Annotated in this window: 12 protein-coding genes and 2 pseudogenes; 1 reads left to right on the top strand and 13 read right to left on the bottom strand. The window is 63.4% G+C overall.

What is annotated here, in order from left to right; all coding sequences use genetic code 11:
* The 6 genes and pseudogenes from lasR to zwf form a co-directional block, all read right to left on the bottom strand.
* Positions 1-720 (bottom strand): transcriptional regulator LasR, encoded by a 720-nt coding sequence (gene lasR / locus ACNQPL_RS19240; RefSeq protein WP_347032980.1) that lies wholly within the window; start codon positions 718-720, stop codon positions 1-3.
* Positions 721-878: 158 nt separating this feature from the next.
* Positions 879-1,559 carry a bifunctional 4-hydroxy-2-oxoglutarate aldolase/2-dehydro-3-deoxy-phosphogluconate aldolase gene (locus tag ACNQPL_RS19235; RefSeq protein ID WP_346611902.1) on the bottom strand — a complete coding sequence of 227 codons (681 nt, stop codon included), beginning with the start codon at positions 1,557-1,559 and terminating at the stop codon, positions 879-881.
* Between the two features lie 17 nt (positions 1,560-1,576).
* A complete protein-coding gene (gene pgl, locus ACNQPL_RS19230; protein ID WP_416467583.1) occupies positions 1,577-2,290 on the bottom strand; it encodes a 6-phosphogluconolactonase in 714 nt (237 codons plus the stop codon).
* Positions 2,277-2,732: pseudogene (locus tag ACNQPL_RS19225) on the bottom strand (glucose-6-phosphate dehydrogenase); the annotation flags it as partial. The gene pgl and the pseudogene ACNQPL_RS19225, both read right to left, overlap by 14 nt.
* Complete coding sequence (locus tag ACNQPL_RS19220; RefSeq protein WP_131949441.1) at positions 2,733-3,341, bottom strand: acyl-homoserine-lactone synthase; 609 nt, start codon at positions 3,339-3,341, stop codon at positions 2,733-2,735.
* Positions 3,339-4,355, bottom strand: a pseudogene (zwf, locus tag ACNQPL_RS19215) (glucose-6-phosphate dehydrogenase); the annotation flags it as partial. The gene ACNQPL_RS19220 and the pseudogene zwf, both read right to left, overlap by 3 nt.
* A gap of 211 nt (positions 4,356-4,566) precedes the next feature.
* On the opposite strand from zwf, the gene hexR reads away from it, so the two are divergent.
* Complete coding sequence (hexR, locus tag ACNQPL_RS19210; protein ID WP_172960401.1) at positions 4,567-5,430, top strand: DNA-binding transcriptional regulator HexR; 864 nt, start codon at positions 4,567-4,569, stop codon at positions 5,428-5,430.
* On the opposite strand, the gene ACNQPL_RS19205 is transcribed toward hexR, so the two are convergent.
* The 7 genes from ACNQPL_RS19205 to ACNQPL_RS19175 form a co-directional block, all read right to left on the bottom strand.
* Entirely contained in the window at positions 5,423-6,277 is an 855-nt protein-coding gene (locus ACNQPL_RS19205) for a D-hexose-6-phosphate mutarotase (RefSeq protein WP_346611905.1), read from the bottom strand. The genes hexR and ACNQPL_RS19205 overlap by 8 nt on opposite strands.
* A gap of 117 nt (positions 6,278-6,394) precedes the next feature.
* Entirely contained in the window at positions 6,395-7,738 is a 1,344-nt protein-coding gene (locus ACNQPL_RS19200; RefSeq protein WP_416467581.1) for a carbohydrate porin, read from the bottom strand.
* 41 nt (positions 7,739-7,779) lie between these two features.
* A complete protein-coding gene (locus ACNQPL_RS19195) occupies positions 7,780-8,934 on the bottom strand; it encodes an ABC transporter ATP-binding protein (protein ID WP_416467579.1) in 1,155 nt (384 codons plus the stop codon).
* A gap of 3 nt (positions 8,935-8,937) precedes the next feature.
* Entirely contained in the window at positions 8,938-9,783 is an 846-nt protein-coding gene (locus ACNQPL_RS19190) for a carbohydrate ABC transporter permease (protein ID WP_346611908.1), read from the bottom strand.
* A complete protein-coding gene (locus ACNQPL_RS19185) occupies positions 9,776-10,684 on the bottom strand; it encodes a carbohydrate ABC transporter permease (RefSeq protein WP_416467578.1) in 909 nt (302 codons plus the stop codon). Before ACNQPL_RS19185 ends, ACNQPL_RS19190 begins: the two co-directional genes overlap by 8 nt.
* Positions 10,685-10,831: 147 nt before the next feature.
* Positions 10,832-12,118, bottom strand: coding sequence for an ABC transporter substrate-binding protein (locus ACNQPL_RS19180; protein ID WP_346611910.1), 1,287 nt, complete (start codon positions 12,116-12,118; stop codon positions 10,832-10,834).
* Between the two features lie 104 nt (positions 12,119-12,222).
* Positions 12,223-13,449, bottom strand: a complete 1,227-nt coding sequence (locus tag ACNQPL_RS19175) for an AGE family epimerase/isomerase (protein WP_416467576.1) — start codon at positions 13,447-13,449, stop codon at positions 12,223-12,225.
* Positions 13,450-13,686 lie beyond the last annotated feature (237 nt).

The raw sequence follows: 13,686 nt of genomic DNA, 5'->3' as shown, positions 1-13,686 counted from the left end.
TCAGAGAGTAATAAGACCCAAATTAACGGCCATAATGGCCGCTACGCGGCGGGAGGTCACACCGAACTTCCGCCGAATATTTCCCATATGGAAGTTCACATTGGCTTCCGAGCAGTTGCAGATAACCGATATCTCCCAACTGGTCTTGCCGATGGCGCACCACTGCAACACTTCCTTCTCCCGGCTGGTCAGAACCACCGGTTTGCTGACCGGATGTTCGAAGGCCAGTCCGGCACCGCTCTGCAGTGCGTAGTCCTTGAGCATCCACAGGGTCGGCAGGACCGACTCTATGAAACGGTTGGCCTCGGCCCGGTTTTCCGCTTCCACGCTGAGGCTCAGCGCGCCGAGTTCGCCGCGAGCACCATGCAGCGGCATGGTCAGCCCATACACCAGGCCGGCGGCCGAGGCTTCCTCGAAGAACTCGTGCTGCTTTCGCGTCTGGTAGATGGACGGTTCCCAGAAAATCGGCAGTACGCTCTGGGTACAGTGACTGACCGTCGGGTCGACCCGCGCGTAGCCAGCCCGGTCGTAATGCTCGCGCCAGGCGGCCGGGTAGTTGCCGACGATGAAGGCGTTCTCGTAGTCCTGGCTGTCCTTAGGCAACAGGCCGAACAGGATCTTCGAGAATCCAAGGTCGCTCGCCATCTTCTGCAGGATGGCGCTCCACTCCAATTTTCCACTTGAGCGTTCCAGCTCAAGAAAACCGTCAACCAAGGCCATGAGACAGCTCCCACAGGATCGCCACAGGTTTCAAGACGCGTGGAGTACCTGTGGGAGCCGGCTTGCCGGCGATAGGGCCGTACAATCAGTACAAAACCTGCAGACAAAAAAAAGGGCGCCGACCAAGCGCCCCATAAGCCGTAAAGCACACAACAAATTCAGTTGGCGTCCAGCAGTGCCATCGCCTCCGCACTGCACGCTTCGATTCGCGCCCAGTCACCGTTCTTGATCCAGCTACTGTCCAGCATCCAGGTCCCGCCCACGCACATCACATTGGGCAGCGCCATGTAGTTGCGCACGTTCGCCGGGTTGACGCCGCCAGTCGGGCAGAAGCGGATATCGCCGAATGGGCCGCCAAAGGCCTTGATCGCCGCCACGCCGCCGCTGATTTCAGCGGGGAACAGCTTGAACCGGCGATAACCCAGGGCATAGCCCATCATTATTTCCGAAGGGGTGCTGATACCCGGCAGCAGCGGAATGTCGCTGTCCACGCCGGCTTCGAGAATGTCCTGGGTAATGCCCGGGGTCACCACGAACTGCGCACCAGCGGCTTCGACCGCTGCGTACATGCCGCGATCGAGCACGGTACCGGCCCCCACGCACAGCTCCGGGCGCTGCTCGCGCAACACCTGGATGGCCTTGAGGCCATACTGCGAGCGCAAGGTCACTTCCAGGGTACGGATACCGCCGGCGGCCAGGGCATCGGCCAGGGGCAGGATGTCTTCCTCGCGGGCGATGGTGATCACCGGCAGGATGCGCGCCTTCTTGCAGATCGCGTCGATGCGGGCAGCTTTGTCGGCCATCGAGAGCAGAGGCTGTGGGCGTTCAAGGGTGGTCATGACAGTGGATCCTTTGCTCATGGGCACCAGTAGATGTCCAGGGGGGCGTGAAGAAAGGCGCGAATCGGCATTTCGTTTAAGTCGTTGCCCGCCAGCGCGGCGCGCAGGGTAGCGAGTTTGCCTGGGCCTTGGACGGACAACGCGGTGAAGGCGGCGCTGGCCAGCAGCGAACGGGTCAGGGACAGGCGCTGGTGCGGCACGCTCGGCGCCAGCAATGGCAGGCAGCGGCGCTTGCTGTTCAGGTCAAGGCCTTCAGCCAGGTTGGGGCTGCTAGGGAACAGCGAGGCCGTGTGGCCATCGTCACCCATGCCCAGCACCAGCACGTCGATGGCGGGTAATTCGGCCAACGCCTGGTCAGCTTTCAGCGCTGCCGCGTCGAGGTTTTCCGCCTGTTGATACAAACCGACAAAGCGGGCCCTGGCCGCTGCGCCCTGGAACAAGTGGCGGGCAAGCAGGCCAGCGTTGCTATCGGCGTGCTCAACCGGCACCCAGCGTTCGTCAGCCAGGCTGACGGTTACCTTCGACCAGTCCAGCGCCTCGGCTGCCAGCTTCTCAAGGAAGGGCACCGGGCTGCGGCCACCGGACAGCACCAGGCAAGCCTGCCCTTTCGCGGCAATGGCCGCACGCAGGCGTAGGGCAACATCGACGGCCAGCGTCGCCGAAAGCGCCTTGGCATCATCGAGTTGATGCGCCTTCACCGTTGCCGGCAATTGCAGTTCAGATATCCCCATACCACGCCCTCCCATCTCGTGTAATCAGTGCAATCGAGCTCATCGGCCCCCACGACCCAGCCGCATAGGGCTTGGGTGCATCCCCGGCGCTCTGCCAGCCAGCGATCAACTGGTCGCACCACTTCCAGGCGTATTCGATTTCGTCTTTGCGCACGAACAGGTTCTGGTTGCCGCGCATCACTTCAAGCAGCAAGCGCTCGTAGGCATCCGGAATACGCGCTGTGCGCCAGGTGTCGGAAAAATTCAGCTGCAACGGGCCGCTGCGCAGTTGCATGCCCTTGTCCAGGCCCTGCTCCTTGGTCATCACCCGCAAGGAAATACCTTCGCTTGGCTGCAGGCGAATGATCAGCTTGTTGCCGACCTGCAAACGCTGCTCCGGGGCGAAAATGTAGTGAGGTGTTTCCTTGAAGTGGATGACGATCTGCGACAGCTTCTGCGGCATTCAGGCGGCGATGGCTTGCCGGGCTGCCTGCCCCGGCTTGATTCCTAATGCCGCAAACGTTTGCGGATCAATATCGATCCAGCATGCGACCACCAGACGTCCGTCCACCTGCTTCGGCGGGCCTGCGCGGTGCGCGTGTATGCCGATCCGGCGGAACAGCCGCTCCATGCTCGCGAACGTCACGCCGATCAGCTGCCGCGCGCCGAGCTGCGCCGCGCATTCGACCACGGCCGCGAGCATCGGCCGCACGGCCCACTCGGCATTGCCCGACCCGCCTTCGTCGTCGGTCGCCGCGAACCTGGACAGCTCCCAGACGGCCGCCGATTGCGGCAGCGGCATGTCTGCGGCGATCAGGTCGGCGAACAGCGACTGCAGCAGATACGGGCGCGTCGTGGGCAGCAGGCGCGCACATCCGCACACGTCGCCGCCGGCATTTCGCGCGAACACGTACACGGTATCGTCGCGATCGAACTGGTCGCGCTCGAAGCTTTCGTTCGCCGACGGGAGCTCCCAACCGAGTTGTTCGACGAACACGCGGCGCCGGTAGCGCCCGAGATCCGCTGCAAGTTCGTGTGGTAACCGCCCTTCTTCGTGAACGAAGGTCCGCATGCGTTTACCGGTGCGCAGGTAGAACGGCACGCCGGACCAGCGCCAGTTGCGGATATCGGCGCGCAGGGCGACGAAAGTTTCGGTGTCGCTCTGGGCGTTGGCGTTGTCTTCTTCCAGGTAGCCGGGCACCGGCTTGCCATCGCTGTAGCCGGCGATGTACTGGCCGCGCACCACGCGGGTGGTCAGCCCCTCACCGGTGATCGGCGCCAGCGCCTTGAGTACCTTGACCTTCTCGTCGCGGATACTGTCGGCCGACAGTTCGCTGGGCGGGTCCATGGCGATCAGGCACAGCAGCTGCAACAGGTGGTTCTGGATCATGTCGCGCAGCTGGCCGGCCTTGTCGAAATAGCCCCAGCGGCCTTCGATACCCACCTTTTCAGCCACGGTGATTTCCACGTGGGAAATGGAATTCTGGTTCCACTGGGTTTCGAACAGGCTGTTGGCAAAGCGCAGGGCGATCAGGTTCTGCACCGTCTCCTTGCCCAGGTAATGGTCGATGCGATAGACACGGCTTTCCGGAAAGAAGCGCGCCACGGCATCGTTGACCCGGCGCGATGACTCAAGATCATGGCCGATGGGCTTTTCCAGCACTACCCGAGTGCGCGAAGCCAGGCCAGCCTTGTCGAGGTTTTCGCAAATGGCGCCGTACACGGCCGCCGCAGTCGCGAAATAGGCAATCAACGGCAGCTCGGCAGGCGCCTGCTCGGCCAGGGCCTCGTAGCCCTCCGGCTGCAGGAAATCCAGGTGCTGGTAGCTGAGGCGCCCAAGGAAACGCCCCAGCGCTGCCGGCTCCAGGTCACCCTCTGCCACATGCTTGCGCAAGTGCGCCTCGATGGTATTCAGGTGCTCCTGCGCGCTACCGGCCTCGCGGGCCAGCGCCAGCAAGCGGGTATCCGCGTGCAACAAATTGGCGCGGTCGAGCTGGTAAAGCGCAGGAAACAGCTTGCGCAATGCCAGGTCGCCGAGGGCGCCGAAAAGGGCAAAGGTGCAAGGTTCGACACTGATCGCAGCCATGATGTTGGTTCTTTCCTAAAGTTGGTCTAGGAATACCGCTTTCACATACGGTTTTCAAGGGATAATGTAGTAAAAACCACAACATTACACACGAGTGTTACAGACAAGTGGTGCGCCACACGCACCGCCAGTACGATAGACGACCGTGCAAAAAGCCTGCTGCTCCGGCGGCCGGCTGTCTTCCCGACCCAAGGACACACCCATGGACCGCGTGCGAAACCTCCTGGAGCAGATCCAGGGACGCCTCGACGAGCTGAACAAGGCCGAACGCAAAGTCGCCGAAGTCATCTTGCTCAACCCGCAACAAGCTACCCGCTTCAGCATTGCCGCGCTGGCCCAGGCGGCCAAGGTCAGCGAGCCGACCGTCAACCGCTTCTGCCGCTCGTTCGGTGTCAGCGGCTACCCCGAGCTCAAGCTGCAACTGGCGCAGAGCCTGGCCAGCGGCGCTGCCTACGTCAGCCGCGCGGTCGAGGCCGACGACGACCCTGCAGCCTACACCCAGAAGATATTCGGCAGTGCCATTGCCTCGCTCGACAGCGCCTGCCAACAACTCGACCCGCAACAGGTCAGCCGCGCCGTGGACATGATGATCCAGGCCCGGCAGATCCACTTCTTCGGCCTGGGCGCTTCTGCGCCAGTGGCGCTGGATGCGCAGCACAAGTTCTTCCGCTTCAACCTGGCGGTTTCGGCCCATGCCGACGTACTGATGCAGCGCATGCTGGCCTCGGTGGCGCATACCGGTGACCTGTTCGTGATCATCTCCTACACCGGGCGTACCCGCGAACTGGTCGAAGTGGCCCGCGTGGCCCGCGAAAACGGCGCCTCGGTGCTTGGCCTGACTGCAGCCGGCTCACCGCTGGCCCAGGCCTGCAGCCTGAGCCTGCACATCCCGCTACCGGAAGACACCGACATCTACATGCCGATGACCTCGCGCATCATCCAGCTGACCGTGCTCGACGTGCTGGCCACCGGCATGACCCTGCGCCGTGGCGTGGACTTCCAGCCACACCTGCGCAAGATCAAGGAAAGCCTCAACGCCAGCCGCTACCCGATCGAGGACGACGAACTCAACTGAGCCGGTGCGCCTGCAGCCGCAGGTGGGCGCGCTGGCCCGGCGCCAGGCTCAGGCCCTCGCCACTGCCGCTGGCCGCTTCCACGCAAACGAACCCCTGGCACTCGCGCCCCGTCACACCCATCAGTGGCCGGTTGCCGGGGTGCCAGACCACGGTGTCGTCGCTGTCACCGGTGTCGATGCACAGTTCGCGCTGCCAGGCCGGGTCCTGCAGCTGCACCCGCGGCGTGCCGGGGTACACCTTCTGGCAGCCGCCGTTGAGCTTCAAGGCGCCGTCCTGGCGGCAGGCTTGCCGGTTCAGGCGGTCATACCCTTCGATGTCTTCAAGGCCAGACAGCGCTATCTCGGAGACGTCACTGATACGCCAGTAGGCCAGCAGCGCATGGCTCAGCTGGCAGGGTTCGCTGTCCTGGTGCTCGGTACTCAGGCTCAGCTCCATGCGGCTACCCAGCCGGGCATGCAGGTCGACCTGCCAATCGCACAGGTCCAGGCGCCATTTCAGGCTGACGCCCTCCTCGTCCTCGCGGCTGTCCACCAGCTTCCAGTCCAGCAGGCGCGCCCAGCCATGGGCCGGCCACAGGTCTTCGCTGGGATGGCGGCCATACCACGGCCAGCACACCGGCACGCCTCCACGGATCGCACCCACTTGTGGCCACTGTTCGGCGCACCACAACCAGGGCCGCTCGCCGGCCGGCTGGAAGTGCAGCAACTGCGCGCCCTGGCGGCTGAACACCGCCTGGCAACGGGGGTGATCGATGATCAGCACATCGCGCTGCTGGTAACGCTCCCACTCGAATGTCGGCCTGGGCCTCTGTGCGGAAAAGAAGCGATGTAGCGGATGTTCAGGCATGGATTCCAAGCTCTTGTTGTTTGAGATAGCGCTGTCTCGGTCTGTTCCCGACAACCACTGCAAGCCAGTGGTGCCGGGAGCCGAAATTGGATTGGCGTAAATTTACAACAAACAGGCTCAGAATGACGACTGAATCTTCAAACCTGCGACCAGCGCGTTGTCCACCTCATCCACCCCGCCGGGGCTCTTGATGTACTGAAGGTTCGGCCGCACGGTCAGCCAGTTGGTCACATGGAAGCCGTAGTACAGCTCGGCGTTGTACTCGGTGCGCTGCAGCGGCACGAAGCCCGGGTTGTCGTAATCGTTGATGCCACTTTGCGTATTGAGCTGCTCGGCGCGCTTTTTCACATCGTCGTTTACGTGGATGCGCGCGATGCCGAAACCGATGTCGTCCTTCGGCCGTGCGTCGAAAGCGCCCTTGTAGACCAGGCCAACTTGCTGGTAGTTGTCGACCACGTTGGTGGCCTTGTCATGCACGGTGAAGTTGGCGAACAGGCTGAGGCCCCGGCTGGCGTCGCCACCGTGGGCGGTCACCTGCTGCTGCGCCACGACCCACCAGCCATGCTTGCTCGAATGCGACTTGAAGCCTGCGCCGCTGATGCCCTGCGGGTTGCCATTGATGTCCTCGTAAACGTCTTCGGCATCGGCGGTGCTGTAGTAATAACCAAGCCGGTACTCGCCCGGCAGGCCGTTGACCTGCGGCGACCACACCGCCTCCACCGGCAGGATCGCACCCTTGGTGCCGCTGCCGCTGAGCTTGAAGCCGTTGCCGGTTTCCAGGTTCGACGGGTTCTGCTCGAAGGCGCCGACCTGAACGAAGAACTCCGGCGTGATGTTGTACTTGACCCGCAGCGCCCACTGGCTGACTGGCCAGTTGTACCAGATGCCACCCACCCAGTTGCCAACCTGCGAGCCGCAGAAGGCCAGGTTCTGGAAGTCGCACGGGAAGCTGTTGAAGTCTTCACCTTCGCCAAAGCGGCCGAATTTCACATCCAGGGCACCGTCGAAGTATTTCTGCTTGACCCACATCTGCGTCAGGCGCCAGGTCTGCCCACGGCCCCACACTTCCTGCACCGAGCTGAACTGGCCAGCACGCGGGTCGCTGATACGGTCATTGGACAGGTTGCGGCCGCTGCGCTCGGTGATCGCCAGTTTGAATTCGGCATCGTGCCAGCCAAAAATCTTTTGCAGGTCCAGGTGCGCGCCAAGGGCGAACTGGTCGCTGTAGCGTGCAGTCTTGTCGTCGTTGTAGCCACCGTTGAGGTTACCGGCGACCTCGCCGACGTAGTCCAGGGTGAAGTCATAGCCTTTTTCCAGCAGTTCGGTGCGGGCGCCGCCCCAGTCGCCGGTCATCCATTTCGACTCGCTGGAGAAGGCCTCGGCAGCCTGCGCCCCGCTGCTACCTACCACGGCAAGCAAGGCCAGTGAGCCCAAGGTCTTGATACGATTGCGCTGTTCCATCCCTTTGCGTCCTCTTTTTTCTTATTGATGGTGTAGACGATTCAACGGCCCTTGAAGCGGGTGACGTTGTCCTTCACTGAAGCGTTGGCAGTGTTCAGGTCCAGGCGCTCGCCACTGCCGGCATCGAACAGCAGCACCCGCGCCGGGTCGAATTGCAGGTTCAGGCTGTCACCCACCCGGCACGCGACATCCGGCGCCAGGCGGCAGCACACCTTGGTCTGGTTGAGGGTGACGAATACCAGCAGGTCGGGCCCGGTGGGTTCGGTCACCTGCACTTCGGCGCGAATGCCCGGCAGGCCATTGCCCTCACCGGTACCCAGGGCGATCTGCTCGGGGCGGATGCCGAGGATGATCTCGCGGCCATCCAGTTCATCGCTTGCCACGCCCAACGGCAACTCACAACGCGCCTGGCCGCTGTCGAGTAGCGCCAGCAGGCGGCCGTCCTGTTTGGCCAGGCGCACCGGGATGAAGTTCATCGGCGGCGAGCCGATGAAGCTGGCGACGAACTGGTTGGCAGGGTCGTTGTAGATCTGCTGCGGGGTGCCGAACTGCTGGATGATGCCGTCCTTCATCACCGCCACCTTGTCGCCCAGGGTCATGGCCTCGATCTGGTCGTGGGTGACATACACCGTGGTGGTCTTCAGGCGCTGGTGCATCAGTTTCATTTCAGTGCGCATCTCCACCCGCAGCTTGGCGTCGAGGTTGGACAGCGGCTCGTCGAACAGGTAGATCTTCGGCCGCCGCGCCAGCGCCCGCCCCATGGCCACGCGCTGCTGCTGGCCACCGGACAACTGCGCTGGCTTGCGCGCCAGCAGGTGCTCGATCTGCAACAGCTTGGCCACCCGTGCCACTTCTTCGTCGATGGCCGCCTGGGGCATCTTGCGGATCTTCAGGCCGAATTCGATGTTCTCGCGCACGCTCATGGTCGGGTACAACGCGTAGGACTGGAACACCATGGCGATGTCGCGGTCCTTGGGGCTCATGCCGCTGACGTCCTGCTCGTCGATCAGGATCGCGCCGCCGGTGATCTGCTCAAGGCCGGCGATGCAGTTCATCAAGGTCGACTTGCCACACCCCGAAGGGCCGACCAGGATCAGGAACTCGCCGTCCTTGATCGACAGCTGGATATCCTTGAGGGTGTCGGGCAGGCCGCTGCCGTAGGTCTTGCTCACATTGCGAATTTCAAGCGTTGCCATGACTTACCCCTTGACGGCGCCGGCCGTGAGGCCGCGGACGAAATACTTGCCTGCCACTACATAGACCAGCAGGGTTGGCAGGCCGGCGATCATCGCCGCCGCCATGTCGACGTTGTATTCCTTGGCCCCGGTGCTGGTGTTGACCAGGTTGTTCAGGGCCACGGTGATCGGTTGCGAGTCGCCGCTGGAGAACACCACGCCGAACAGGAAGTCGTTCCAGATCTGGGTGAACTGCCAGATCAGGCAGACCATGATGATCGGCGTCGACATCGGCAGGATGATGCGGCGGAAGATGGTGAAGAACCCGGCACCGTCCAGGCGTGCAGCCTTGACCAGCGCATCGGGAATGCTCACGTAGAAGTTGCGGAAGAACAGCGTGGTGAAGGCCAGGCCGTAGACCACATGCACCAGCACCAGGCCACTGGTGGTGCTGGCCAGGCCGAGTTTGCCGAGGGTGAACGAGGCTGGCAGCAGCACGGTCTGGAACGGCAGGAAGCAACCGAAAAGCAGCAGACCGAAGAACAGCTGCGAACCCCGGAACCGCCACATCGACAGCACATAGCCGTTGAGCGCACCAATGGCGGTGGAGATCAGCACCGCCGGTACGGTGATCATGATCGAGTTCCAGAAATACCCGTTCACGGTACCCCAGGCCTTGACCCAGCCAATGCCGCTGATCACCGTCGGCCAGCTCAGCAGGTTGCCGCTGCTGATGTCTTCTGGGGTCTTGAAGCTGGTCAGCAGCATCACTACCAACGGCACCAGGTACAGCAGCACGGCAATCAGCAGTACCGCATGGATGGCGAGACGGCTGATGCTCAGCGCCGGTTTGTCGGCAGGGCTATGCATGGCGTTTGCTCCGCAGCTCCGAATACAGGTATGGCACGAGGATCGCCAGGATCGCCCCGAGCATCAGAATGGCGCTGGCCGAGCCCATGCCCATCTGGCCGCGGCTGAAGGTGAACGAGTACATGAACATCGCCGGCAGGTCGGAGGAGTACCCCGGGCCACCGGCGGTCATGGCCGCCACCAGGTCGAAGCTCTTGATGGCGATGTGCGAGAGGATCATCAGCGAGCTGAAGAACACCGGGCGCAGGCTGGGCAGCACCACGGTCCAGTAGATGCGCGGCAGGCTGGCGCCATCCATCTGAGCGGCGCGGATGATCGACTGGTCGACGCCGCGCAGGCCGGCAAGGAACATCGCCATGATGAAGCCCGAGGCCTGCCACACGGCAGCGATCACCAGGCAATACACCACGCGGTCGGGGTCGATCAGCCAGTCCAGGCGAAAACCCTCCCAGCCCCAGTCACGCAGCAGCTTGTCCAGGCCCATGCCGGGGTTGAGCAGCCACTTCCAGGCGGTGCCGGTGACGATCATCGACAGTGCCATGGGGTACAGGTAGATGGTGCGGATGAAGCCTTCGCGACGGATGCGCTGGTCAAGCAACACCGCCAGCAGCACACCGATGGCCAGGCTGATGGCGATGAACAGGCCACCGAACACCAGCAGGTTCTTGCTGGCCACCCACCAGCGGTCGTTGTCGAACAGCCGGGCGTATTGCGCAAGGCCCGCCCACTTGTAGGTTGGCAGGAAGGTCGACGTGGTGAAGGACAGGACGAAGGTCCACAGGATGTAGCCGTAGAAGCCCACCAGCACGATGAACATGCTCGGCGCCAGCACCAGTTTGGGCAGCCAGCGCTGCACAGCGTCCAGGGGTGAGGCCCGCAGTCGGGCGGTTGCTGTAGTCATGTGTGATTACCGGGAGCTTAGGCAGCCCCTTGTGGTGTCGATACTGGCCTCATCGCCGGCAAGCCGGCTCCCACATACGCCCCACAGTTTCAGGGGCAGTGAAAGACCTGTGGGAGCCGGCTTGCCGGCGATGAGGTCATCAGGGTTTCACTTGGCCGCCTTGATCGCCGCCGCCAGCTTCTTCGCCGCGTCAGCAGGGTCCGCCTTGGGGTCGTTGATGTAGTTGGTCACCACATCGAAGAACGCCCCCTGCACGGCCAGCGTGGTGGCCATGTTGTGCGCCATGCTCGGCTGCAGGCCGCCAGTCTTGGCGTCAGCCAGGAAGTCCTTGGCAGAGGTCTGGGCGCAGGCATCGAAGCCGTTCGCGGCCATGTCGGCGAGCATGTCGTTACGCACCGGGATGGACCCCTTGTTGGTGCTGAAGACCTTCTGGAAGTCCTGGCCGAGTACCTTTCGGGCGATGTCCTGCTGGCCAGCGGCAGTGCCCTTGTCGTTCTGCTTGAACACCACCAGCGAGTCGATGTTGTACAGGAAGGCCTTGTCGGTCCCCGGGAATGCTACGCACTGATAGTCCTTGCCGGCAGTCTTCTTGGCCAGGGTCCATTCACTCTTGGCCCAGTCACCCATGATCTGCATGCCGGCCTTGCCGTTGATGACCTTGGCCGCCTCCAGGTTCCAGTCCTGGCCCTTGCCGTCCGGGTCCATGTAAGTGGCGACCTTTTTCAGCTCGGTCAGCGACTTGACCATCTGCGGGCCGGTCAGCGTCGCTTCATCGAGGTCGACCAGCGCCTTCTTGTAGCCGTCCGCGCCCATCACCGACAGCACCACGCTCTCGAATACGGTGCTGTCCTGCCACGGCTGGCCGCCATGGGCGAGCGGGATGAAGCCGGCGGCCTTGAGCTTGTCGGCGGCGGCGTAGAATTCGTCGAGGGTGGTCGGTGCCTTGTCGATGCCGGCCTTCTTGAACACCTCGGGGTTGATCCACAACCAGTTGATGCGGTGGATGTTCACCGGCACAGCCACGTAGTCGCCTTCGTATTTCACGGTGTCGGCGACTTTCTTGTCGAGCAGCGAGTCCCACTGCTCCTCCTTGGCGACGTCCTTGAGCACATCGGCGTCGAGCAGGCCGGTGGCGGCCCAATCCTGGATGTCCGGGCCCTTGATCTGCGCGACGCCCGGCGGGTTGCCGGCCACGGCGCGGCTCTTGAGCACGGTCATGGCAGTGGCGCCACCGCCGCCGGCAACCGCGCCATCCTTCCAGGTGAAGCCGTCCTTCTCGACCTGGGCCTTGAGTACATCGACAGCCGCTTTTTCACCACCGGATGTCCACCAGTGCACCACCTCGACACTGCCTTTGGAGTCGGCGGCGAAGGCACTGAGCGGGAACAGGGAGGCAAGGGAGATCGCGGCAGCGAGGCGGAGAGTCGAATTCATCGGAATACCTTTCTTGTTGTTATGCCGGGCAAGTCGGTCGCTTGCATTGCATGGAGTCTAATCAGAGTGCTCGCTGCGCCAGGTAACGAAGCGATGCGTGAATGTCATCGTTTGGTTACATTGCGCGCCAGCGCGGTGGCAAGGCTGGGTGCTAGCGGCAGTGTAGGCAGCAACACCGCCTGGTAGGCGTGGTAGAGGTCGGGCTTGCCGGCCCAGATGGTTGCAGCAGGCCGGTTGGCAGGGTCGAGTTCGTGGTGCCAGCTGCCGGCGGCGCGGTCGATGAAATGAGTGTCGATGAACGCCCAGAAGCGACGATACCAGTGCGCGTAGTCAGGCTCGCCGGTACGCCGAAGCAGGGCTGCAGCGCTGGCACACGCTTCGGCGTGCACCCAGTGCAGGCGCTCACGCACAACGGGCTGGTCGTGCCAGTCGAGGGTGTAGACGATGCCCGCTGTACCCTCAATGCCCCAGGCATGCTGGCAGGCACTGGCGAACAGGCCACGGGCGCAGGCCAGCAACTCATCCGGCGTGGGTAACCCGGCCAAGCGCCGCGCCGCCTCCAGATGCAGCACCAGCCGCGACCATTCGAACGCGTGCCCGGGCGTGGTGCCATAAGGCCGGAAGTGATCAGCGGGGTTGTCGCGGTTGTATTCGGGCACGGGCTGCCAGTGCGCATCGAAATGCTCGACCACCCGGTAGCCGTTGGCGGCCGCATGGCCTTGAATGATGCGCTCGACGATGCGCAGGGCGCGCTCCAGCCACAGCGTATCGCCGGTGACATCCGCCAGGGCCAGAAACGCCTCGGTGGCGTGCATGTTGCTGTTGGCACCGCGGTAGGCCTCGGGCTGCTGCCAATCGCTGGAGAAGGACTCGCGCAACGCGCCCTCGTCCTCACACCAGAAGCGCTGTTCGAGCACCCGGACTGCATCCGCCAGCAAGCCCTGCGCACCGGCAGCATCCGCCACCACCGCAGAGCTGGCGGCCAGCGCGACGAACGCATGCAGGTACGCCGCCTTGCCGTCGTCGCCCTGCCCATGCGGGCGGGCGAACCAACCGCCGTGCCTGGCATCGTGCAACGGCCCGCGCAGCGCGCGCACGCCGTGTTCGACCAATGCCAGGCAGCCAGGCTCACCCTGCAGATGGGCCAGGGCGAAGCTGTGGGTCATGCGCGCCGTGATAATGGTCTCGGCGCAGGCGACGGGCAGCAGCCTGCCTTGGGCGTCGAGAGCGGCGAAGCCTTCAGCCACCTGCGAAGCCCTGGCAAACGACAGCAGGCGCCGGCCTTCAGCCCTGAGCCATTCGCCGTGTTCGGGGGAATCGATGTGGTCCATGCACCCGTATCTTCCATGCCTGAGGTTTGCAGATTCTAGCCAGCCGTCCTGGCTGGGATGTCACGAACGCCCGCGGGTATGTCACCAGAAAGTGACACTTGCTTTGCCAGCACTGGCCCCATCGCCGGCAAGCCGGCTCCCACAGGAAGTTCACCGCTCCCGAGAACAGTGCGATACCTGGACTGCCCCCCAAATTTGGACACCAATCCAACCCTGGGGCAGTCCATACCTGTGGGA

It is taken from the genome of Pseudomonas sp. LFS044 (assembly GCF_047978245.1).
Classification (GTDB): Bacteria; Pseudomonadota; Gammaproteobacteria; order Pseudomonadales; family Pseudomonadaceae; genus Aquipseudomonas.
This window is presented reverse-complemented; position numbering and strand designations above follow the sequence as displayed.

What these genes read in the sequence shown, in the direction of transcription:
- ACNQPL_RS19190 (WP_346611908.1), bottom strand. Translation starts at nt 9,783, where the DNA reads ATGCATAGCCCTGCCGACAAACCGGCGCTGAGCATCAGCCGTCTCGCC.
- ACNQPL_RS19205 (WP_346611905.1), bottom strand. Translation starts at nt 6,277, where the DNA reads ATGCCTGAACATCCGCTACATCGCTTCTTTTCCGCACAGAGGCCCAGG.
- ACNQPL_RS19220 (WP_131949441.1), bottom strand. Translation starts at nt 3,341, where the DNA reads ATGCGGACCTTCGTTCACGAAGAAGGGCGGTTACCACACGAACTTGCA.
- ACNQPL_RS19180 (WP_346611910.1), bottom strand. Translation starts at nt 12,118, where the DNA reads ATGAATTCGACTCTCCGCCTCGCTGCCGCGATCTCCCTTGCCTCCCTG.
- ACNQPL_RS19235 (WP_346611902.1), bottom strand. Translation starts at nt 1,559, where the DNA reads ATGACCACCCTTGAACGCCCACAGCCTCTGCTCTCGATGGCCGACAAA.
- ACNQPL_RS19185 (WP_416467578.1), bottom strand. Translation starts at nt 10,684, where the DNA reads ATGACTACAGCAACCGCCCGACTGCGGGCCTCACCCCTGGACGCTGTG.
- ACNQPL_RS19175 (WP_416467576.1), bottom strand. Translation starts at nt 13,449, where the DNA reads ATGGACCACATCGATTCCCCCGAACACGGCGAATGGCTCAGGGCTGAA.
- pgl (WP_416467583.1), bottom strand. Translation starts at nt 2,290, where the DNA reads ATGGGGATATCTGAACTGCAATTGCCGGCAACGGTGAAGGCGCATCAA.
- ACNQPL_RS19200 (WP_416467581.1), bottom strand. Translation starts at nt 7,738, where the DNA reads ATGGAACAGCGCAATCGTATCAAGACCTTGGGCTCACTGGCCTTGCTT.
- lasR (WP_347032980.1), bottom strand. Translation starts at nt 720, where the DNA reads ATGGCCTTGGTTGACGGTTTTCTTGAGCTGGAACGCTCAAGTGGAAAA.
- ACNQPL_RS19195 (WP_416467579.1), bottom strand. Translation starts at nt 8,934, where the DNA reads ATGGCAACGCTTGAAATTCGCAATGTGAGCAAGACCTACGGCAGCGGC.